Genomic DNA, 21577 nt, shown 5'->3' on the forward strand with positions numbered 1-21577 from the left:
TGCCGACCCCGGCGGCGGCCTCGGCAGCCCCGCGCTGCTGTACCTGGCCGCCGCCGGGGTCGGCACGCTCGGCATCGTCGACTTCGACGTCGTGGACGAGTCGAACCTGCAGCGCCAGGTCATCCACGGCCAGTCCGACGTCGGCAAGCTCAAGGCCGCGTCCGCGCAGGAGTCGATCGCGGAGATCAACCCGCTGGTCAAGGTGCACCTGCACACCGACCGCCTCGACTCGTCGAACGCGCTGGAGATCTTCGGGCAGTACGACCTGATCGTCGACGGCACCGACAACTTCGCGACGCGCTACCTGGTCAACGACGCCGCGGTGCTGCTGGGCAAGCCGTACGTCTGGGGCTCGATCTTCCGGTTCGAGGGCCAGGTCAGCGTGTTCTGGGAGGACGCGCCGAACGGCAAGGGCCTCAACTACCGCGACCTCTACCCGGAGCCGCCGCCCCCGGGCATGGTCCCCTCCTGCGCCGAGGGTGGCGTGCTGGGCGTGCTGTGCGCGTCCATCGGCTCGATCATGGTGACCGAGGCGATCAAGCTCCTCACCGGCATCGGCGAGCCGCTGCTCGGCCGCCTGATCAGCTACGACGCGCTGGAGATGAAGTACCGCGAGGTCAAGATCCGCAAGGACCCGGACACGCCGAAGATCACCGAGCTGATCGACTACGAGGCGTTCTGCGGGGTGGTGTCGGACGAGGCTGCTTCGGCGGCGTCCGGCAGCACGATCACCCCGGCGGAGCTCAAGGCCAAGTTCGACAGCGGCGAGAACTTCGCCCTGATCGACGTCCGCGAGCCGCACGAGTACGAGATCGTCAACATCAAGGGCGCGACGCTGATCCCGAAGGACCGGATCCTCTCGGGCGAGGCGCTGGCCGAGCTGCCGCAGGACAAGCCGATCGTCCTGCACTGCAAGTCGGGTGCCCGGTCCGCCGAGGCCCTCGCCGCCCTGCACGCGGCCGGCTTCAAGGACGCGACGCACCTCGGCGGCGGCGTGCTCGCCTGGGCGAAGCAGATCGACCCGAGCCTGCCGACCTACTGACAGTGTGTTTTTCCCGGCCGGGAAACCGTGCGTGAGCAGCGCGTCTTCTCATTCGTGGAACACCCGGCCGGGTAACGTCACGCCTCGTGCGGTCAACCCTCGAACGTCCTCCGGCGCACGTCTGCGCGGCCTTCGGCGGCCCCGCCGACGGCGGTGAACGCCTGCCGGACTCGACGGCGTGGCACTGCGGCGACCTCGTGCTCAAGCCGGTCACCGACAAGGCCCGGACGCTCTGGACCGCGCACGCGCTCGACTACGTCCGCGAGCCGGGACTGCGGGTCGGCAAGCCGGTCCGGTCCACCGACGGCCGCTGGATCGTCGGCGGCTGGACGGCGGCACGGTTCGTCCCGGGGACGCCGGAGCACCGCGGCGACGCGTCGGTGCTGGCGGCGGTGAAACTGCACCGGGCGACGGTCGGCCTCCCCCGCCCGGACTTCCTCGACACGCGCACCGACGTCGACGCGATCGCCGACCGCGTCGCCTGGGAGGAACTCGACGTCCCCCTGGAAGAGACGAAGGGCGGCCGCTGGTTCGAGGTCCTCACCGGCGCCCGCCGCCCGATCCGCCTGCCTGCACAGGTGGCACACGGCGAGCTGCTGGCCGGCTTGTTGTTCGACGGCGATTCCAGCCCCGGCCTCGTCGACTTCGTGCCGTACTACCGCCCGGGCGAGTACGGCGCGGCGATCGTCGCGGTCGACGCGCTCGCCTGGGGTGGCGCGGGCCGTGACCTGCTCGAACGCTGGGCACACCTGCCGGAGTGGCCCCAGCTCCTGCTGCGCGCGGTGCTGTTCCGGCTGGCGTCGAACGCGCTGAACCCGAGGTCGACGCAGGCCTCGCTGGACGGCCTGCGTGCCGCGGCGCGCGAGGTGTCGGGAATCCTGTGATTCCGGCATGATGGCTGCATGACCACTTACCGAAAGGGCCATGCCGCGTAGGCGCCCCGGAAGCCTGCGCCATGCCCGGCGACTCGAATTCGCGGGCCCGCCGCCGGTCAAGATCCCTCACGTCTCCCGCCGCGCCATGCGGCAGCTCGCCTTCGCCGAAGCAGCCGCCGGTTTGCGGCCCGGTTCCGTTGCCGGCTACCTCCAGGACTGGGAGGAAGGCACCCGGCCGCCGTTCCGGTTGATACTGCCGGCCTCGACCGATCCCATCGCCGATCCCCGTCGGCACCCGCTGGATGCTCGCCAGGGTGCTGGACGAGTTGCCGCGCCGGGACCGGGCGCTGGTCGGCGTCGCGCTGTCCCGGATCGACCGGCGGTTCGCGGCGGCGACGCTGCCCGATCCGCTCAACGACGGGCAGTGGTGGTTCGAGCGGCGGCTGTTCGAGCAGGACGGCTGCGGCCGCTTGTGACCGACGTCGCAAGATCGCCGGTCATCTCGGGCAAAGCGCCGCTGACCTCCGGACTCCCGGCAGATGGACGGCGATCTCACCGGGCGGGCGCCGGAAACATCGCCGCAATGTCAACTGCCTGAAACATTCGGTCGAATCCGGTTAACAAGGCCTCCTTAGCGTCAGGGCAAGCCCGAAACGCCGAGGAGGTGCCCGATGCCGCAGGTCGACACCCACTGCCCGTACTGCGCCCTGCAGTGCGGGATGAGCCTCGACGGCGCCCGCGTCACGCCGCGGGACTTCCCCGTCAACGCCGGCGGCCTGTGCCAGAAGGGCTGGACCTCCGGCTCCCTCCTCACGAGCCCGAAGCGCCTGACCACGCCGATGCTGCGCGTGAACGGGGCGTTCGAGCCGGTCAGCTGGGACTTCGCCCTCGACCACGTCGCCCGCAGGCTCGCCGAGATCCAGGGTGAACACGGTCCGGACGGTGTCGCGATCTTCGGCGGCGGCGGGCTGACCAACGAAAAGGCCTACCTGCTCGGCAAGTTCGCCCGCGTCGCGCTCGGCACCTCGCAGATCGACTACAACGGCCGGTTCTGCATGTCCTCGGCGGCCGCCGCCGGGATCAAGGCGTTCGGGGCCGACCGCGGGATGCCGTTCCCCGTCACGGATCTCAAGAACGCCGACGTCGTGCTGCTCGCCGGGGCGAACCCGGCCGAGACGATGCCGCCGTTCACCCAGCACCTGCGCGGCACCGACCTGATCGTCGTCGACCCGCGGCGCACCCCGACCGCCGAGCTGGCCAGCCTGCACCTGGCGCCCGCGCCGGGCACGGATCTCGCGCTGGCGCTGGGAATCCTGCACGCCGTCGTCGAAGGCGGGCACCTCGATCAGTCCTATGTGGACGACCGGACCAGCGGGTTCGCCGAGATGTGGCGGATCGCCGCGAGCTGGTGGCCGGAGCGCGCCGAACGCGTCACCGGTGTCTCGGCCGCCGACATGCGCCTGGCCGCCGAAAAGCTCGCCGCCGCCCGCAACGCCTACGTCCTCACCGCCCGCGGGACCGAGCAGCACGCCACCGGCACCGCGACCGTCGGCGCCTGGATCAACCTCGCGCTGAGCCTCGGCCTTCCCGGCCGCAAGGGGTCCGGCTACGGTTGCCTCACCGGCCAGGGCAATGGCCAGGGCGGGCGCGAGCACGGCCAGAAGGCCGACCAGCTGCCCGGCTACCGCAAACTCGACGACCCGGCCGCCCGCGAGTACGTCGCCGGTGTCTGGGGTGTCGACGCCGAAAGCCTGCCCGGTCCCGGCCGCTCGGCCACCGAACTGCTCGAAGCGCTCGGCCAGGAGAACGGCCCGAAGGCGCTGATGGTCTTCGGCAGCAACGTGGTCGTCTCGGCGCCGCGCTCGCAGCGCGTCCAGGACCGCTTGGCCTCGCTGGACTTCCTGGTCGTCGCCGACTTCGTGCTGTCGGAGACCGCCGCCATGGCCGACGTCGTCCTGCCGGTCACGCAGTGGGCCGAAGAGGACGGCACGCTCACCAACCTCGAAGGCCGCGTCCTGCTGCGCCGCAAGGCCTTGGACCCGCCGGTCGGCGTCCGGTCCGACCTCGACGTCCTCCACGGACTGGCGCAACGGCTGGGGCAGCCGGAAAACCGGTTCCCCGCCGACGCCGAGACGGTGTTCGAAGAGCTGCGGATCGCGTCGAAGGGCGGCATCGCCGACTACTCCGGCGTCAGCTACGACCGGCTGCGCGCGGGCGAGGCCCTGCACTGGCCGGTCCCGGCCGACGACCACCCCGGTACCCCGCGGATGTTCCTCGACTCCTTCGCCCACCCGGACGGCCGCGCGCGGTTCGTGCCGGTCGAGCACACCGGCCCGGCCGAACTGCCCGACGAGGAGTTCCCGTTGCAGGCCACCACCGGCCGCGTCCTGCAGCACTACCAGTCGGGCGCGCAGACGCGGTTGATCGGCGAGCTCAACGACGTCGTCCCGGAGGTGTTCGTCGAGGTCCACCCGGACACCGCCAAGCGCGCCGGACTCGAAGAGGGTGACCCGGCCCGGATCCGTTCCCGGCGCGGCGAGACCGTGGCGAAGGTGCGGTTCGTCCAGAGCCTCAAGCCCGACCTGGTCTTCCTCCCGTTCCACTTCCCTGGTGAGCAGCGCGCCAACTTGTTCACCAATCCGGCGCTCGACCCGGTCTCCCGGATGCCGGAGTTCAAGGTGTGTGCCGTTTCCCTGTCTACTGTGGATGGTGCCGCGTGAGCCCTCGTGAAGTCGTCATCGTCGGCTACGGCATGGCCGGAGCCCGGCTCGCGGACGAGATCCGTCGCCGCGACCCCATCGCCGAGCGGGTCCGCCTCACCGTGCTCGGCGCCGAAAAGCACGCCGCCTACAACCGGGTGCTGCTGTCCGCCGTCGTCGCGGGCGGGATGAGCGCCGAAAGCGTTCGCCTGCACGACGACGAGTGGGCTCAGCGGCACAACATCGACCTGCGGCTCGGCGTCGACGTCGCCCGCATCGACCGCGAGAAGCGCTGTGTCGAGCTGGGCGACGGATCCTCCGTCGACTACGACGCCCTCGTCCTCGCCACCGGCGCCAACCCGTGGATCCCGCCGGTCGAAGGCCTCGAAGCCGGGCCCGGGGTGGTCGCCTTCCGCAGCCTCGACGACTGCGCCAAGATCCTCGACGCCGCCCGCTTCGGCGCGCCGGTCGCGGTGCTCGGCGGCGGCCTGCTCGGCCTCGAAGCCGCCCGCGGCCTGGCCGGGCGCGGCAACCAGGTGACCGTCGTGCACCCGCTCGGGCACGTCATGGAACGCCAGCTCGACGCGGCCGCCGGGCACGTACTGGCCCGGCAGCTCACCGACATGGGCGTGACGTTCAAGTTCGGCGCCACCGCCGCCCGCTACCTGCCCGGCGACGGGCTCAAGCTCGACGACGGCAGCCTCGTCCCGGCCGACCTGGTCGTGGTCGCCGCCGGCGTCCGCGCCGAAACCAGCCTGGCCGTCGAAGCCGGCCTCGACGTCGACATGGGGATCCTCGTCGACGACACCCTGCGCACCAGCGACGGCCGCATCCACGCTCTCGGCGACTGCGCCCGCCACCCCGGCGCCCCGGCCGGGCTGATCCAGCCCGCGTGGGAACAGGCGTCGGTCCTGGCCGACGTCCTGACCGGTACGAACGCGGCCGCCCGCTACCGCGGTACGACCGCCGTGACCCGGCTCAAGGCCCGCGGCATCGACCTCGCCGCACTGGGCGAGACCCAGCTCGAAGCATCCGACAACGGCGCCGAGGTGCTGACCTTCAACGACCCGACGGGCGGCCGGTACGGCAAGCTCGTCGTCCGCGAAAACCGCGTCACCGGGGCGATCCTGCTCGGCCTGCCCGACGCGGCCGCGACCATCACCCAGTTCCACGACCGCGGGACGCTGCTGCCGGACGACCGGCTCGCCGTCCTGCTCGGCCGCGCGCTGCCCAGCGGCAGCACCCCGGCGGCCAGCCCCGCCGACCTGCCCGCCGCGGCGGTGATCTGCCGCTGCAACAACGTCACCAAGGGCCGGCTGATCGAGGCCTGGAAGGCCGGGGCGACCGACACTCCCGCACTGGCGCGGGCCACGCGAGCGACGACGGGATGCGGCGGGTGCACGGACACCGTCGGCGGCATCGCGAACTGGCTCGCCGCGCAATGACCGACCTGAACCGCCGCACGAAGGAGCACGCCGTGGCCCACCAAGGAAAGCACTGGATCGAACACTGGGAACCCGAGAACGAAGAGTTCTGGGAGTCCACGGGCAAGAAGGTCGCCCGCCGCAACCTCTGGTTCTCCGTCTTCGCCGAGCACATCGGCTTCTCGATCTGGACCCTCTGGTCGGTCATCGTCCTGTTCATGGGCAAGGACTACGGCTTCTCCGCCGCCGACAAGTTCCTCCTCGTCTCGACGCCGACGCTGATCGGCGGCCTGATGCGGCTGCCCTACACCTTCGCCGTGGCGAAGTTCGGCGGCCGCAACTGGACGGTCGTGTCGGCCGTGCTCCTGCTGATCCCGGCCACGCTGGCCGCGATCGTGCTGCACCCCGGCACGTCGCTCGGCACGTTCCTGCTGGTCGCGGCCCTCGGCGGCGTCGGCGGCGGCAACTTCGCGTCGTCGATGACGAACATCAACGCCTTCTACCCCGAAAAGCACAAGGGCTGGGCGCTGGGCCTCAACGCCGGCGGCGGCAACCTCGGCGTCGCGGCGATCCAGCTGGTCGGGCTGCTGGTGATCGGCACGGCGGGCGCGACCGCGCCGCGGCTGGTGCTCTACGTCTACATCCCGCTGATCGTGGTCGCCGCCGTGCTCGCGTACTTCTACATGGACAACCTCGCCAGCATGAAGGGCGACACCAAGGCGATGCGCGAGGTCGTCAAGGAGCCGCACACCTGGGTGATGTCGTTCCTCTACATCGGCACGTTCGGCTCGTTCATCGGCTACAGCTTCGCCTTCGGCCTGGTGCTGCAGAACCAGTTCGGCCGCACCCCGCTGCAGGCGGCCGCGGTGACGTTCCTCGGCCCGCTGCTCGGCTCGCTCTCGCGGCCGATGGGCGGCTGGCTGTCCGACCGGATCGGCGGCGGCAAGGTCACCTTCGCCACCTTCATCGGGATGGCGGCGGCCACGGTCGTGCTGATCCTGGCCTCCACCTCGAAGTCGCTGGTGCTGTTCACGGTCGCGTTCGTGGTGCTGTTCGTGCTGGCCGGCATCGGCAACGGCTCGACGTACAAGATGATCCCGGCGATCTTCCGCGCCAAGGCCAAGATCGCGATCGCGAACGGCGCCGAGGAGGCGGCCGAGCTGCTCAAGGCCCGGCGGCTGTCCGGCGCGCTGATCGGCCTGGCCGGCGCGATCGGTGCCGAAGGCGGCCTGCTGATCAACCTCGCCTTCCGGCAGTCGTTCGCCGACGCGAAGAGCGGTGTCCCCGCCTTCGTCGGATTCCTCGTCTTCTACGGGCTCTGCTTCGCCGTCACCTGGGCGGTCTACCTGCGGAAGCCCGCCGAACAGCCCACGAGTGAGCGCGGTCTGGCGCTCGCGGGAGCGGAGGTCTGAGATGCCCACCTTGGTCGTCGCCGGACACGGCATGGTCGCCCACCGGCTCGTGGAGGCGGTGCGCGCGGAAGACCCTTCGGGGAACTGGCACATCGTCGTCCTGTCCGAGGAGCCGCGCCCGGCGTACGACCGGGTGGCGCTCACCTCCTACGTCGACACCTGGGACCCGGCCACACTGGCCCTCCCGGGCTCGGACTACGCGAACGATTCGCACGTCGACCTGCGCCTCGGTGAGCTGGCGGTGTCGGTGGACCGGGACGCTCGCACGGTCACCACGGCGTCCGGCGCGGTCGTCTCGTACGACGCTCTGGTGCTGGCCACCGGCTCGCGGCCGTTCGTGCCGCCGGTGCCCGGGCACGACCTGGACGGCTGCTTCGTCTACCGGACCATCGAGGACCTCGACGCGATCCGCGCGGCGGCGGTCGACAAGCCGGGCCGCGGCCGGCGCTCGGCCGTCGTCATCGGCGGTGGCCTGCTCGGCCTGGAGGCCGCGAAGGCGCTGCGGGACATGGGCCTGTCCCCGCACGTCGTCGAGATGGCGCCGCGGCTGATGCCGCTGCAGGTCGACGAGGGCGGCGGCTCGATGCTCCGCCGGATGATCACGGCGCTGGACGTCACCGTCCACACGGGAACGTCCACCAGCTCCATCGAAGCCGACGGCTCGCGGCTGCTGGCCAAGCTGGGCAACGGTACCGAGCTCGACGTCGACCTCGTCGTGTTCTCCGCCGGCATCCGGCCGCGGGACGACCTCGCCCGGCAGTCCGGCCTGGACCTCGGCCCGCGTGGCGGTGTCCTCACCGACGCCTCCTGCCGCACCAGCGACCCGGCGATCTACGCGATCGGCGAGTGCGCCGCGGTCGAGGGCAAGGTGTACGGCATCGTGGCGCCCGGCTACGCGATGGCGGAGATCGTCGCCGCGCAGCTCACCGGCGGCGGCGGGACGTTCCCGGAGCCGGACACGTCCACGAAGCTGAAGCTGATGGGCGTCGACGTCGCTTCCTTCGGTGACGCCCACGCGACGACCGAAGGCGCTTTGGAAGTCGCCGTCAACGACGCGGTCGCCGGGACGTACAAGAAGCTCGTGGTCACCGACGACGGCAAGACGCTGCTCGGCGGCGTGCTCGTCGGCGACGCGACCGAGTACAACACGCTGCGCGCGCTGGTCGGCCGTCCGCTGCCGGCCGAGCCGGGCGCGATCCTCGCCCCGGCCGGCGGCGGTGCCGCGGTCGGGGTCGACGCGCTGCCCGACGCGGCGCAGATCTGCTCGTGCAACGCGGTGTCCAAGGGCGCGATCACCCAGGCCATCCACGAAGAGGGCTGCGACACCGTCCCGAAGCTGAAGGCGTGCACCCGCGCGGGCACCGCCTGCGGCTCGTGCGTCCCGCTGCTGGGCAAGCTGCTCAGCGCGGCCGGTGTCGAGCAGTCGAAGGCCGTCTGCGAGCACTTCCCGCAGTCGCGCGCGGAGCTGTTCGAGATCGTCCAGGCCACCCGGATCACCACGTTCAGCGAGCTGATCGGCCGCTACGGCTCGGGCAGCGGCTGCGCGATCTGCAAGCCGGCGGTCGCGTCCATCCTGGCCACCCTCGGCAACGGGCACGTGCTCGGCGGCGAGCAGATGACCCTGCAGGACACCAACGACCGGTACCTGGCGAACCTGCAGCGCAACGGCACGTACTCGGTCGTCCCGCGGATCCCCGGCGGCGAGATCACGCCGGACAAGCTGATCGTGATCGGCGAGGTGGCGCGCGACTTCGGGCTGTACACCAAGATCACCGGCGGCCAGCGGATCGACCTGTTCGGCGCCACGGTGGACCAGCTGCCGCTGATCTGGCGGCGGCTGGTGGACGCCGGGTTCGAGTCGGGGCACGCCTACGGCAAGGCGCTGCGGACGGTGAAGTCGTGCGTCGGGTCGACGTGGTGCCGCTACGGCGTGCAGGACAGCGTCGGGCTCGCGATCGAGCTGGAGCTGCGCTACCGCGGCCTGCGCTCGCCGCACAAGCTCAAGTCCGCGGTGTCCGGGTGCGCCCGGGAGTGCGCCGAGGCGCGGAGCAAGGACTTCGGCATCATCGCCACCGAGAACGGCTGGAACCTCTACGTCGGCGGCAACGGCGGCACCACCCCGCGGCACGCCGAGCTGCTGGTGTCCGATGTGGACACCGAGACGCTGATCCGCACGATCGACCGGTTCCTCATGTTCTACGTGCGCACCGCCGACCGGCTGCAGCGGACCGCGCCCTGGATCGAGGAGCTCGAGGGCGGGCTCGACCACCTGCGCGCGGTGATCGTCGACGACTCCCTCGGCATCTGCGAAGACCTCGACGCGGCGATGGCCAAGCACGTCGACAACTACGCCGACGAGTGGAAGGGCGTCCTGGAGGACCCGGAGAAGCTGGCCCGCTTCACTTCGTTCGTCAACGCGCCGGGCGCGCCCGACCCGGCCATCTCGTTCCGCGAAGAGCGGCAGCAGAAAGTGCCTGTGATGCTCGGAGTCCCGGAGGTGCGCCGATGACGACGTCGATCGAACGAACCTGGACGGCGGTCTGCCCCGTCGGCGCGGTGCCCGAGTACGCCGGGGTGGCGGCCCTGCTCGACGGCGGCGTGCAGGTGGCGATCTTCCGGCTGCCCGGCGACCGGTGGTACGCGCTGTCCAACTGGGACCCGTGCAGCGGCGCGGCGGTGCTCTCGCGCGGCATCGTCGGCGACGCGGACGGCGTGCCGGTGGTCGCCTCGCCGGTCTATAAGGAGCGGTTCGCCCTCGAAACCGGCCAGTGCCTGGATGCTTCGGACGTCTCGGTGCCGGTGTACGAGGTGCGCGTGCGGGAAGGCGTCGTCGAAGTGGAGAGCCCGTGAGCGATGTGCTCCCACTGGCCGGTTTCGTGATCGGCATCACCGCGGCGCGCCGGGCTGACGAGCTCGGCGCGCTGCTGGTGCGCAAGGGGGCGAGCGTCCGGTACGGCCCGGCGATCCGGATCGTGCCGCTGACGGATGACCGGGAGCTGCACGCGGCGACCACCGCGTTGCTCTCCTCGCCGGTCGACGCGGTCGTCGCGACCACGGGCATCGGCTTCCGCGGCTGGCTGGAGGCAGCCGAGGGCTGGGGACTGGGGGATTCCCTGCTTTCGCGGCTTTCGACGGCGTCACTGCTGGCGCGCGGTCCGAAGGTGACCGGCGCGCTGCGGGCGGCCGGGCTGTCGGAGTCGTATTCACCGGCGTCGGAAAGCAACGCGGAACTGCTGCAGCACCTGCTGTCGTCGGGGGTCGACGGGCTGCGCATCGCGATCCAGCTGCACGGGGAGCCGCTGCCGTACTTCGTGGACACGCTGCGCGCGGCCGGCGCCGAGGTGATCGAGATCCCGGTGTACCGCTGGGTCGGCCCGGTCGACCCGGGCCCGGTGGACCGCCTCCTGGACGGCGTCCTCGACGGCTCGATCCACGCACTCCCGTTCACCAGCGCGCCGGCGGCGGCGTCGCTCATCGCCCTGGCCCGGCGCACGGGCCGGCTGCCGGGGCTCGTCACGGCGCTGTCCGGCCCGGTGGTGGCCGCGTGCGTCGGACCCATTACGGCTGGACCGTTGGCGGCTTTGGGGGTGCCGACGGTCCAGCCGCACCGCGCCCGGATCGGCGCGCTGGCCCGGACGGTGGCGGAGACCCTGGTGGCCCGGTCCCCCCGCCTGCGGGCGGGCGGACATTCGATCGAGCTCCGTGGCCAAGCGGCCATCGTGGACGGCGAGTGGCGCGAAGTGGCCCCGGCACCGATGGCGTTGTTGCGCGCACTGGCGGCATCCCCGGGCCGCGTGGTGTCGCGCCGCGAGCTGATCTCGGCGTTGCCGGGAGGCGGCGAGGAGCACGCGGTGGAGACGGCGATCGGCCGGCTGCGGACGTCCCTGGGAGGCGGGAAGGTGGTCCAGACGGTGGTGAAGCGGGGGTACCGGCTGGCTGTCGACGCCTGACGGGGGTGTCAGCGGCCGTGTCAGGGCGGTGGCCTTCCGGTGTCAGCGGGTCCGGCGAAGGTGGTTTCACACACCGAGCCAAGGAGAATCCGATGCAGAAGTTCACCACCCCCGCCCCGATCGCCACCGTCCTCGACATCCCCGCGGGCCGCGTCCGGTTCGTCGCCTCCCCGCGGGAGGACACGGTCGTCCAGGTTCTGCCCGTCGACCCGGCGAAGAGCCGCGACGTGAAGGCGGCCTCGGAGACGTCGGTGTCCTTCGACGACGGCGTCCTGCGGGTCTCGCTCGCGGCCAAGAACCAGTACTTCGGCCCGTCCGGTGCGGTCGACGTGACCGTTTCGCTGCCCGCCGGTTCTTCGGTCGAGGCCAAGGCCGCCAGCGTGGAGCTGCGCGGCGTCGGTCCCCTCGGCGACGTGACGGTGTCGGGCGCCCACGGCGAGGTGGTCTTCGACGAGGCGGCGAGCCTCCGGTTGGCGGCCCACGCGGGTGACGTCTCGGTCGGCCGCCTGGCGGGCCCGGCGGAGATCACCACGGGCAAGGGAGACATCCACATCGCCGAGGCGGCGAGCGGCAACCTGGTGCTGAGCACCCAGGCAGGCAACATCACGGTCGGCGCGGCGGCCGGTGTCTCGGCCTCGCTCGACGCGGGGACGACCTACGGGCGGATCCGCAACGCGCTGAAGAACGAGGGTGCGGCGGGGTTGACCATCCAGGCGACCACGTCCTACGGGGACATCGACGCCCACAGCCTGTGAGGCCGGTCCCGGAGCGCGCCAAGGCCACCTCGGATGCCTTGGCGCGCTGGGGAAGGCCCGGAATTGTCGGTGCCCGCTGGTAGCGTGGAAAACGGGGGGCGCCCCCGCGGGCGTGGGTCAGCCGGCCCAGGTGATCGCGTGCTTCTCGAAGCCCCGCGCCGCCGCCACCCGGGCCGCCTCGGCCTCCGCCTCTTCGCGCACCGCCGGGCGCAGCGGGTCGAACGGCGTCAGTGTGAACGTCAGCTTCGTGCCGCTGCCCTTCGTGCGCCACGTTCCCGCGATGTCGCCGTCCGCCAGCAGGACGCCCGGGTTGCCCAGCATCTTCCAGACCTCCTTGCGCCGCAACGGGTCCGGGACCAGCAGGGCCTTGTCCCGGGCCTGGATGAACGGGTCCAGCGGTGGCAGCAGCCGCACCACGTCCGGCTCCGGGGGATTCGAAAGCGCCTCGAGGCGGTCCGCCGGCAGGTAGCGGGTCTTGCCCTCCACCGAAACCTCGGCCAGGTCCGCCGGCCACGTCCGGTCGACCACCGCGCGAGCCGTGCCCGCGAACTCCGCCGCGTCGCCCGGGGAGGCCGGGCCGTTGAGGCGCAGGTAGCGCTCGATCACCGCCGTCGCCGCGGCCGGGTCCGGGGTCTTCCGCAACCGGCCGCGGCCCTCCAGCGGCGCCAGCGTCGCCGGGGAGGCCCCCGCGACCAGGCGGACTCCGGCGTGCGGGGTCGCGATGCGCATCAGCTGTTCCTGGATGTGGGTCGCGTTGCAGCCGCGGCACCACCGCGAGAACGACGGTGGCAGCGCCTTCGTGACCGCCGTCGAAACCGCGCCCTTCGTCATCGGCTTCGTGACGACCTTCCGGAGGGCGCCAGCCGCGGTGAAGACCACCTCGGTCGCGGCCAGCCCGGTCGCCGTCATTTCCTTGCGCTGCCACAACATCCGCGCCAGCGCGTCCGCGTCGTCGAGCGGGATCAGCGCCCGGATCGCCTCGGGCAGGTCCGCGCGCAGGTGGTAGTGCGGCGCGCCGCGCAACGTCCAGGCCAGGACGAGCCGCTCGTCGTCCTCGGGCCGCACCGGGCCGTCGAGCCGGGCCACGAGGGCGAGCAACGCGGTGTCGCGCATGCTGTCCTGCAGCCCGGCCCGGACGACGGCGAGATCCGCGACGTCCTTCGCCGAGCGGTGCAGGCCGTGCTCGGCGATGCGGTAGGCGAGTACCTGACGGCGGTCCACGGGCAGCTCCTAGAACGCGTACTCGAAGGTGTAGCCCACCGGGTCCTCGCCCATGGCACCGCCGGCGGTGCCGCTGCCGGTGATCCCGGCCAGCCCGCCGGTGCCCGAGCCGGGGACGACGGTGAACGTCGAGGCGATGCCCTTCGCGTCGAAGGTGTACTCGTGGCGCACGATGAACGTCCCTTCGCGACCGTCGACCTTGCCCTCGAAGCGCTCGAAGCACGGCGACGTCGTCTCGCCGCTTTCGTACCCTTCGCCCGCGTAGTACAGCAGAAGGTCGCAGATCGACTCACCCTCGATGACGCCTTCGTACGCGAAGGTGGCGTGCGCGTAAGCCACCCGAGGGCCACCCTCGGTGCCGCTGACGATCTTCTCTTCCCAGTTCTTCGTCGTGAATCCGTTCATGAGGACCACCCTGCCGGGCATACCTGTCAGCTCGTGTCAGGTATTTCTGCCAAACTGAAAACCATGCGCGCGAGCCGCCTCCTGTCCGTCCTCCTGCTGCTGCAGAACCGCGGCCGGATGACGGCCGAGGAGCTGGCCGAAGAGCTCGAGGTCTCGGTGCGCACGGTCTACCGGGACATCGACGCGCTCTCGGCGTCCGGCGTCCCGGTGTACGCCGACCGCGGCCGGACCGGCGGCTACCGGCTGGTCGACGGCTACCGCACCCGGCTCACCGGGATGACCGAGGAAGAGGCCCAGTCGCTGTCGCTGGCGGGCCTGCCGGTGGCGGCGGCCGAGCTCGGGCTCGGCACGGTGCTGGCGGCGGCGCAGCTCAAGCTGTACGCCGCGCTGCCGGCGGAGCTGCGCGACCGCGCCGGCCGCGTCGCCGATCGGTTCTACCTGGACGTCCCGGGCTGGCACCGGGGCATCGAAAGCCTGCCCACGCTGTCGGCGATCGCGGACGCCGTGTGGTCGTCGCACCGGATCCGGATCCGCTACGAACGCTGGGGGCAGCGGGTCGTCGAACGGGACCTGGAGCCGCTCGGGCTGATCCTCAAAGCGGGCAACTGGTACCTCGCCGGCCGCTGCGACGGCACCGACCGGACGTACCGGATTTCGCGGGTGCTGGAGCTGACCGACCTCGGCGAGGTGTTCGAGCGGCCGGCCGGCTTCGACCTCGCGCGGTACTGGCGGGAGTGGTCCGAGCAGTTCGAGCGCCGGATGTACCCGCGCGTCGCGGTGGTGCGCCTTTCGCCGCGGGCGCAGGCTCTCGTACCGTTCTACGCAGGTTCCGTCGGCGCCCGCGCGTTGCGCGACTGCCGGAACGAGCCCGACGCGGACGGCTGGCTCACCGTGGAGCTGCCGGTGGAGCCGGGTGAACCGGCCATCGGCGAGCTGCTGCGCTTCGGGCCGCACCTGGAGGTCCTCGAACCGGCGGACCTCCGGGCGGAGCTGGCGGAAGCGATCGAGGAGATGGGCGCGTTCTATGGGTGAGCTGAGCGGCATCGCCATCGGGGTCACGGCCGAGCGGCGGGCGGGCGAGTTCATCGCGGCCCTCGAACGCTACGGCGCGGAGGTCCGGCACGCGCCGACGATCACCATCGTGCCCCTGGACGCCGACCCCGCGTTGCGCGCGGGCACCGAGGCGGTCCTGGCGGAGCCGGTCGGCTTCACCGTGGTCACCACGGGGGCGGGGTGCCGCGGCTGGCTCGAGGCGGCCGCGGGCTGGGGCCTGCGCGATCGGCTCGTGGCGGCGCTGGGGGAGTCCCGGATCTACGCCCGCGGCCCGAAGGCCGTGGGCGCGGTTCGCGGGGCCGGCCTGCGCGAGTCCTTTTCGGCCGCTTCGGAGTCGAACGCGGAACTGTTCGGGGCGCTGGCCGCGGCCGGGGTCGATGGCGAGCGGGTGGCCGTCCAGCTGCACGGAACACCGCTGCCGGAGCTCACGGACCCGCTGGTGAGGGCCGGCGCCTCCCTGGTGGAGGTGCAGCCGTACCGCTGGCATTCACCGCCGGACGTGACCCCGGTGCACGACCTGATCGACGCGGCCGTGGCGGGCGAGCTGGACGCGCTTGCCTTCACGAGCGCCCCGGCGGCGGCGAACTTCCTGACCTTGGCCCGCACATCCGGCCGCCATGACGAGCTCCTGGCGGCCCTGCGCGGCCCGCTGGTGGTGGCGTGCGTCGGCCCGGTGACGGCGGCCCCACTGGAGGCGGCGGGCGTCGAGACCCTGCAGCCGGACCGCCAGCGCCTGGGTGCGCTGGTGAAGCTGCTGGTCGCGAAGCTCGGGCACGCCTAGCCGGAACCTCGGCCGCCTCCGCGGCGTCAGTCCTCGTCGGCCGGCACCTCGCCTGCCTCCGCCGCCCGGACCGCCTCGCGGCCGGCCGCTTCCTCGCTCATCCCTTGCCGCCAGTAGCCCGTGAAGCAGATCAGGCGCTTGCCGACCTCGCGCTCGCGCACCAGGTGGCGCCGCACCGACTTCACCACGCCCGCCTCGCCGGACACCCACGCGTACGGCGTCCCGCCCGGGAACGCCGCGCCGCGCAGCGCCTCCAGCAACGCCTCGCCCAGCGGCCGCGATCCGCGCAGCACCCAGTGGATCTCCACCGCTCCGCGCGTCTCGAACGCCTGCCGGTCCGCGCGGTCGGCCAGCTCGACGTACACCGAGGCCCGCGCGCCCGGCGGGAGCTGCTCGATGATCGCGCCGATCGCCGGCAGCGCCGTCTCGTCGCCCACCAGCAGCTGCCAGTCGCAGCTTTCGGGCAGCGCGTACAGCCCGTACGGCCCGGTGAACGTCACCCGGTCACCCGGTGCCGCCCGCGACGCCCACGCCGAGGCGGGCCCCGAATCGCCGTGCAGCACGAAGTCCACGTCGATCTCCGCCGCTTCCGGGCGGTGGGCCCGGACCGTGTACGTCCGCATCGGCGGGCGGACGTCGTCCGGCATCGCCAGGTACGTGCGGTACCAGGACATGACGTCGGAGCCGGTCTCCGGCAGCACCGGCGCTTCCTGCCCCGGCAGCGGGAAGAACACCTTGACGTACTGGTCGGGCGCTCCGGCCGGCACGTCGCGGAAGGTCTCCGCGGCGAACGTCACGCGCACGAGGTGCGGCGTGACCGGCCGGACGGCGGTCACCCGCGCCCGGTGGTACGTCAGGGCGGGACGCTCCAGCTGGGTTGTCATTAGGCGAGGCTAACCTAATGACGTCGGTTCAGAACAGTCCTTCCGGTTCGTGGTCCTCCTCTCCGTCCGGCTTCCACCGGTACTTCCGCAGGTCGATGCGCTGGCCGTCGGCCAGCACGCCCTCCGCGCGCAACCGTTCCAGCTGGTCGTGGACCAGGTGCGGCGCCGGGGTGCCGTTCGCGCGCAGGATCCGGTGCCACGGCAGGTCGTGCCCGTCCTCGGCCAGAATGGCGCCGACCATCCGCGGCGACGGCGCCCCCGCGAGGGCCGCGATGTCGCCGTACGTCGCGACCGTGCCGGCCGGCACGGACTCGATGATTTCCCGCACGCGCTCGTGCAGAACGTCGTCCATACCGACACTGTGCCGGATGGGTACGACACTTTTCGCAACCATCCACCGCACGCTGCGGCGCCTTCGCCGAACGCACCGCCGCTAAGCCGTGCCGGTGCACCACCCGGGGGACCCGGCGTGGTTCCATCGCGGGGTGAACGGGAGGCGAACGGCGCAGGCGGACGCGCGGCTGGTGCGCACGCCGATCACCGCCACACCCTCGTTCACCTGGGACGAAGGCGCGCGGCGCGTGCTCTCCGCACCCGGCGGGTTCCTCCGCGTGCTCGGCGGCCCGGGCACCGGCAAGACGGCGCTGCTGGCCTCCGCCGCCACCCGCCGCATCGCCGAGGGCGCCGACCCGGAGAGCGTCCTCGTGCTCACCACGTCCCGCAAGTCCGCCGACGCGCTCCGCGCCGACATCACCCGGCGGCTCACCGCCGACCCCGACCTGGCGCGGCCGCTGCCCCGGACCGTCCGCGAGCCGCTCGTCCGCACTGTGCACTCCTACGCCTATTCGCTGCTGCGGCTGGAGGCGATGGCCGAAGAGCTCCCGCCGCCGCGGCTGCTGGCCGGCGCCGAACAGGACGTCGTCGTCCGCGAGCTCCTCGCCGGTGACCTCGACGAAGAGGCCGAGTACTGGCCCGAGCAGCTGCGGCCCGCCCTGATGGTCCCCGGCTTCGCCGAAGAACTGCGTGACCTGCTGATGCGCGCGGCCGAGCGCGGGCTCGGCCCCGGGGACCTCGCCGAGCTGGGCCGGCGCCGCGGCCGCGAGGAGTGGATCGCCGCCGGGCAGTTCTGGGCACAGTACGAAGAAGTCACGCAGCTCCAGGGCGCCGGCGGCAACGCACTGGGCGTGGCGAGCGCGCCCGCACTCGACGCCGCCGAGCTGGTCACCTCCGCGCTGCTCGCCCTGGAGGACGACGACGAGCTCCGCGAACGCGAGCGCACCCGCGTCCGGCACCTGTTCGTCGACGACGCCCACCACCTCGACCCGCTGCAGACCAGTCTGGTCCGGATGGTCGGGCACACCGCCGCCGAGTTCGTCGTGGCCGGCGACCCCGACCAGAACGTGTTCTCCTTCCGCGGTGCCGACGCGAGCCTGTTCGCCGACGCCGACCCGGACGGCAGCCGGACGGTCACGCTCACCACGGCGCACCGGCTCGCCCCAGCCGTCCGGCTGGCGGTGGCCAAGATCGGCGCGACGCTGCCGGGCGCGTCACCGCACCGCAAGATCCTCCCGCCTCGCGGAGCGACCGGCGGGAACGTGCGGGTCCGCGTGATGCCGACGCCCGCCGCCGAGGCGAGCTGGATCGCCGACCAGCTCCGCCGCGCGCACCTCGTCGACGGCGTGCCGTGGTCGGAGATCGCGGTGCTCGTCCGCTCGCCCGCGCGGACTTTCCTGGTGCTGCAACGGGCGTTGCGCGCGGCCGGCGTCCCGATCGGGTCGGCGACCGAGGAACTCCCGCTGGCCAAGCAGCCCGCGGTGCGGCCGCTGCTGGCCGTGCTGAAACTGGCGCCGGCGCCCGAGCTGCTCGACGTCGACCTGGCGGAAATGCTGCTTTCGTCGGCGCTCGGCGGCGCGGATCCGTTGGCGCTGCGGCGGTTGCGGCGCGGTCTGCGCCGGCTCGAACTGGCCGGCGGCGGCCAGCGGTCGAGCGACGAGCTGCTCGTGGAAGCGCTGCGTGGCGGCGACATCCTGGCCGGGCTCGCCGACGCCGAGGCCGAGCCGGTGCGGCGCGTCGGCGGGCTGCTGCGCGTCACGCACCAGGCCGTCGCGCGCGGTGAAGGCGTCGAGCAGGTGCTGTGGCAGCTGTGGCGGGAAAGCGGGCTCCAGGACAAGCTGCTGAAGCAGGTCGAGCGCGGCGGGTCGCTGGGTGCGCAGGCCGATCGCGACCTCGACGCCGTCGTCGCGCTGTTCGACGCCGCGGGCCGCTACGTCGACCGGCTGCCGCGGGCGAGCGTCGCTTCTTTCGCGGATTACCTTGGCGCGCAACGGATCGCGGGTGACACCCTGGCGCCGGCCGCTGTCCCGTCCGACGGTGTCTCGCTGCTCACCGCGCACGCCGCCGCCGGTCGCGAGTGGACGGTCGTCGCCGTCGCCGGCGTCCAGGAGGGCGCTTGGCCGGACCTGCGGCTGCGCGGGTCGGTGCTGGGCGTGGAGCGGCTCAAGGACCTGATGGCCGGGGTCGACGACGACGCCGTCTCCCAGACCGCACCGATCCTCGCCGAGGAGCGGCGCCTGTTCTACCTCGCGATGAGCCGGGCGAAGCAGACACTGCTGGTCACGGCGGTGTCGGGGGAGGACGAGCAGCCGTCCCGGTTCCTCGACGACCTGGAGGAGAACGGCGCCGACGACGGCGGGCTCGACTCGCGGATGAAGCCGCCGGGCCGATCGCTGGTGCTCGCCGAGCTGGTGGGGGAGCTGCGCGAGGTCGTCTGCGACGACAAGGCCGACCCCGCGCGGCGGCGCCGTGCGGCGAAGCAGCTGGCCCGGCTGGCCGACGCTCGCGTGCCCGGCGCGCACCCGTCCACGTGGTACGGCCTGCTCCCGGTGTCCAGCGACGAACCGGTGCACCCGCCGGGCGACCTGATCCGGATCTCACCGTCCACAGTGGAAATCCTGACGAAGTGCCCGCTGCGCTGGATGATCGAGCGCCACGGCGGCAGCGACCCGGCCCAGCTGGCGGCGGTGACGGGGACGCTGGTGCACGGGCTCGCCCAGGCGGTCGCGTCGGGGAGCACCGACGCCGAGCTGCAGGCGGCGCTGGACGAGGCCTGGGTGCGCGTCGACGCCGGGGCGCCGTGGTTCTCGCGGCGGGAGCGGCGGCGGGTCGAGCAGATGCTGCGGAACTTCACGACGTGGCTGGAGCAGAGCCGGAAGGAGCTCAAGGAAGCCGGGGTCGAGCAGGACATCGAGGTCGAGCTGCCGGCGGGCGGCGAGGACGAGGTCCGGGTGCTGCTGCGCGGCCGGGTCGACCGGGTGGAGCTCGATTCCGAGGGGCGGCCGGTGATCGTGGACATCAAGACGGGCAAGGTCCCGGTGTCCGGGGCGGAGGCCGAGGCGCACCCGCAGCTGGCGGCGTACCAGCTGGCGGTGCTGCTGGGGGCGATCGAAGGCCGCACCGAGGCCGGCGGCGCGCGGCTGGTGTACGTGGCTAAGGCGAACAACAAGACGGGGGCGACGGAGCGGTCGCAGCCGCCGCTCGACGAGGTGGGCGGCAAGCAGTGGCTGGAGCTGGTCCAGAAGGCGGCGGCCTCGGCGGCGGGGCCGGACTACCAGGCGCAGGAGAACCCGGACTGCGACCGCTGCCCGGCGCGAGGGTGCTGCCCGCTTCGCCCCGAGGGCCGGCAGGTGCCGGGCCCGTGAACTATCCGGTGAGTTCGGCGGCGGCGCGGGGATGGCCGGGTGGCGGGGTTGTGAACTATCTGGTGAGTTCAGCGGTGGCGCGGGGATGGCTGGACGGCGAGGCTGTGAACTATCTGGTGAGTTCGTTGGCTGCGCGCGGCCGGGCGAGTGCGAGCCTTGTGAACTATCCGGTGAGTTCAGCCGGGCCTGAGGTCGCGACCGGACCGGGGCGCCGCGAGGGGTGTCCGTGAGCCCGCTCCTCATCGCCAACCCCGTCGAGCCCGCCGAACTCGCCGATGCCCTCGGGCTGCACCGGCCCACCCCCGAGCAGGCCACCGTCATCGCCGCGCCCGTCGAACCCTCGCTCGTCGTCGCCGGGGCCGGGGCCGGGAAGACCGAAACCATGGCCGCGCGGGTCGTCTGGCTCGTCGCCAACGGCATCGTCAGCCCCGATCGCGTCCTCGGCCTCACCTTCACCCGGAAAGCCGCGCGCCAGCTCGGCGAACGCGTCCGCGCGCGCCTGCGTCGCCTCGCCGGGTCCGGCCTGCTCGACCGCCTCGACCCGACCGGCGGCCTGCGGTCCACCGTCGTCGCCGGCGAACCCACCGTCCTCACCTACCACGCCTACGCCGGCCGCCTGCTGTCCGAACACGGCCTGCGCCTTCCCGTCCAACCCGGCGTCCGGCTGCTCTCCGAGACCTCGTCGTGGCAGATCGCGCACCGCGTCGTGTCCACTTGGGACAACGAGCTCGACACCGACCGCGTCCCGCCGACCGTCACCGCCGACCTCCTCGCGCTGGCCGGGGAGCTGGGCGAGCACCTCGTCTCCACCGAGCAGCTCGCCGAGTACACGTCATGGCTGTGCCGCGTCATCGAGAACGCCCCGCGCGCCAAGGGACAGCGGGCCGCGCTGCCGCAGAAGCTCACCGAAATCATGGCAGCGCAACACTTCCGGCTCGCCCTGCTGCCGCTCGTCGACGACTACCACCGCCGCAAGCGCAACGAAGGCGCGCTCGACTTCGCCGACCAGATGTCCCTCGCCGCCCAGCTGGCCGGCGGGTACCCGTCGGTCGTGCGCGGGGAACGGGAGCGCTACGGCGCCGTCCTCCTCGACGAGTACCAGGACACCGGACACGCCCAGCGCGTGCTGCTGCGGGCGTTGTTCGGCGGCGTCGAGCACCCGCCGATGCCGGTCACCGCCGTCGGCGACCCCGCGCAGGCCATCTACGGCTGGCGCGGCGCCAGCGCGGCCAACCTGCCCCGGTTCACCACGGACTTCCCGCGCTCCGACGGCGAACGGCTCGTCCCCGCGCACGAATTCGGGCTGCTGACCAGTTTCCGCAACCCGCCGGAGATCCTCGACCTCGCGAACGCGATCGCCGAACCGCTGCGCGCCCGC

General features: G+C 72.5%; 18 protein-coding genes. 14 read left to right on the plus strand and 4 right to left on the minus strand.

Annotated features, from left to right (window positions below):
* The 10 genes from moeZ to CCN39_RS03090 all read left to right on the plus strand — a co-directional run.
* On the plus strand, window positions 1-1042 hold a 1042-nt coding region (gene moeZ, locus CCN39_RS03050; RefSeq protein ID WP_143263919.1), incomplete at its 5' end, for an adenylyltransferase/sulfurtransferase MoeZ.
* Between the two features lie 86 nt (window positions 1043-1128).
* Window positions 1129-1926, plus strand: a complete 798-nt coding sequence (locus CCN39_RS03055) for a TIGR02569 family protein (protein ID WP_086838283.1) — start codon at window positions 1129-1131, stop codon at window positions 1924-1926.
* A 305-nt stretch (window positions 1927-2231) separates the two neighbouring features.
* Window positions 2232-2393, plus strand: a complete 162-nt coding sequence (locus CCN39_RS50030) for a hypothetical protein (protein WP_158104479.1) — start codon at window positions 2232-2234, stop codon at window positions 2391-2393.
* A 195-nt stretch (window positions 2394-2588) separates the two neighbouring features.
* A complete protein-coding gene (locus tag CCN39_RS03060; RefSeq protein ID WP_086838284.1) occupies window positions 2589-4637 on the plus strand; it encodes a molybdopterin oxidoreductase family protein in 2049 nt (682 codons plus the stop codon).
* Window positions 4634-6061 carry an FAD-dependent oxidoreductase gene (locus CCN39_RS03065; RefSeq protein ID WP_086838285.1) on the plus strand — a complete coding sequence of 476 codons (1428 nt, stop codon included), beginning with the start codon at window positions 4634-4636 and terminating at the stop codon, window positions 6059-6061. The genes CCN39_RS03060 and CCN39_RS03065 overlap by 4 nt, the downstream gene beginning before the upstream one ends.
* Window positions 6058-7452 carry a nitrate/nitrite transporter gene (locus CCN39_RS03070; protein WP_086838286.1) on the plus strand — a complete coding sequence of 465 codons (1395 nt, stop codon included), beginning with the start codon at window positions 6058-6060 and terminating at the stop codon, window positions 7450-7452. Before CCN39_RS03065 ends, CCN39_RS03070 begins: the two co-directional genes overlap by 4 nt.
* A 1-nt stretch (window position 7453) precedes the next feature.
* Window positions 7454-9961, plus strand: coding sequence for a nitrite reductase large subunit NirB (gene nirB, locus CCN39_RS03075; protein ID WP_086838287.1), 2508 nt, complete (start codon window positions 7454-7456; stop codon window positions 9959-9961).
* Window positions 9958-10302 carry a nitrite reductase small subunit NirD gene (gene nirD / locus CCN39_RS03080; protein WP_086838288.1) on the plus strand — a complete coding sequence of 115 codons (345 nt, stop codon included), beginning with the start codon at window positions 9958-9960 and terminating at the stop codon, window positions 10300-10302. The genes nirB and nirD overlap by 4 nt, the downstream gene beginning before the upstream one ends.
* Window positions 10299-11402, plus strand: a complete 1104-nt coding sequence (locus CCN39_RS03085) for a uroporphyrinogen-III synthase (RefSeq protein WP_086838289.1) — start codon at window positions 10299-10301, stop codon at window positions 11400-11402. The genes nirD and CCN39_RS03085 overlap by 4 nt, the downstream gene beginning before the upstream one ends.
* A gap of 92 nt (window positions 11403-11494) precedes the next feature.
* The gene (locus tag CCN39_RS03090) at window positions 11495-12157 is read left to right on the plus strand and encodes a DUF4097 family beta strand repeat-containing protein (RefSeq protein ID WP_086838290.1); all 663 of its coding nucleotides are present in this window, start codon (window positions 11495-11497) and stop codon (window positions 12155-12157) included.
* 117 nt (window positions 12158-12274) lie between these two features.
* Here CCN39_RS03090 and CCN39_RS03095 read toward each other — a convergent pair whose 3' ends face one another.
* Entirely contained in the window at window positions 12275-13378 is a 1104-nt protein-coding gene (locus CCN39_RS03095; RefSeq protein ID WP_086838291.1) for a DNA glycosylase AlkZ-like family protein, read from the minus strand.
* Window positions 13379-13387: 9 nt separating this feature from the next.
* A complete protein-coding gene (locus CCN39_RS03100; protein ID WP_167454963.1) occupies window positions 13388-13783 on the minus strand; it encodes a DUF3224 domain-containing protein in 396 nt (131 codons plus the stop codon).
* A gap of 63 nt (window positions 13784-13846) precedes the next feature.
* Between CCN39_RS03100 and CCN39_RS03105 the strand changes: the two genes are divergently transcribed.
* Window positions 13847-14815, plus strand: a complete 969-nt coding sequence (locus tag CCN39_RS03105) for a helix-turn-helix transcriptional regulator (RefSeq protein ID WP_086838293.1) — start codon at window positions 13847-13849, stop codon at window positions 14813-14815.
* Window positions 14808-15617 (plus strand): uroporphyrinogen-III synthase, encoded by an 810-nt coding sequence (locus CCN39_RS03110; protein WP_086838294.1) that lies wholly within the window; start codon window positions 14808-14810, stop codon window positions 15615-15617. Before CCN39_RS03105 ends, CCN39_RS03110 begins: the two co-directional genes overlap by 8 nt.
* 26 nt (window positions 15618-15643) lie before the next feature.
* On the opposite strand, the gene CCN39_RS03115 is transcribed toward CCN39_RS03110, so the two are convergent.
* Window positions 15644-16501 carry a siderophore-interacting protein gene (locus CCN39_RS03115; RefSeq protein ID WP_086838295.1) on the minus strand — a complete coding sequence of 286 codons (858 nt, stop codon included), beginning with the start codon at window positions 16499-16501 and terminating at the stop codon, window positions 15644-15646.
* A 28-nt stretch (window positions 16502-16529) separates the two neighbouring features.
* Window positions 16530-16853, minus strand: a complete 324-nt coding sequence (locus tag CCN39_RS03120; RefSeq protein WP_086838296.1) for an MGMT family protein — start codon at window positions 16851-16853, stop codon at window positions 16530-16532.
* 172 nt (window positions 16854-17025) lie between these two features.
* Here CCN39_RS03120 and CCN39_RS03125 point away from each other — a divergent pair, with 172 nt between their 5' ends.
* Both CCN39_RS03125 and CCN39_RS03130 read left to right on the plus strand, forming a co-directional pair.
* On the plus strand, window positions 17026-20199 hold the full coding sequence (locus CCN39_RS03125) for an ATP-dependent helicase (RefSeq protein ID WP_086838297.1): 3174 nt from the start codon (window positions 17026-17028) through the stop codon (window positions 20197-20199).
* Window positions 20200-20425: 226 nt separating this feature from the next.
* The coding region (locus CCN39_RS03130) for an ATP-dependent helicase (protein ID WP_143263921.1) at window positions 20426-21577 on the plus strand (1152 nt) is incomplete at its 3' end.

Origin of the sequence: Amycolatopsis kentuckyensis (assembly GCF_002155975.1) — a bacterium.
GTDB lineage: Bacteria > Actinomycetota > Actinomycetes > Mycobacteriales > Pseudonocardiaceae > Amycolatopsis > Amycolatopsis kentuckyensis.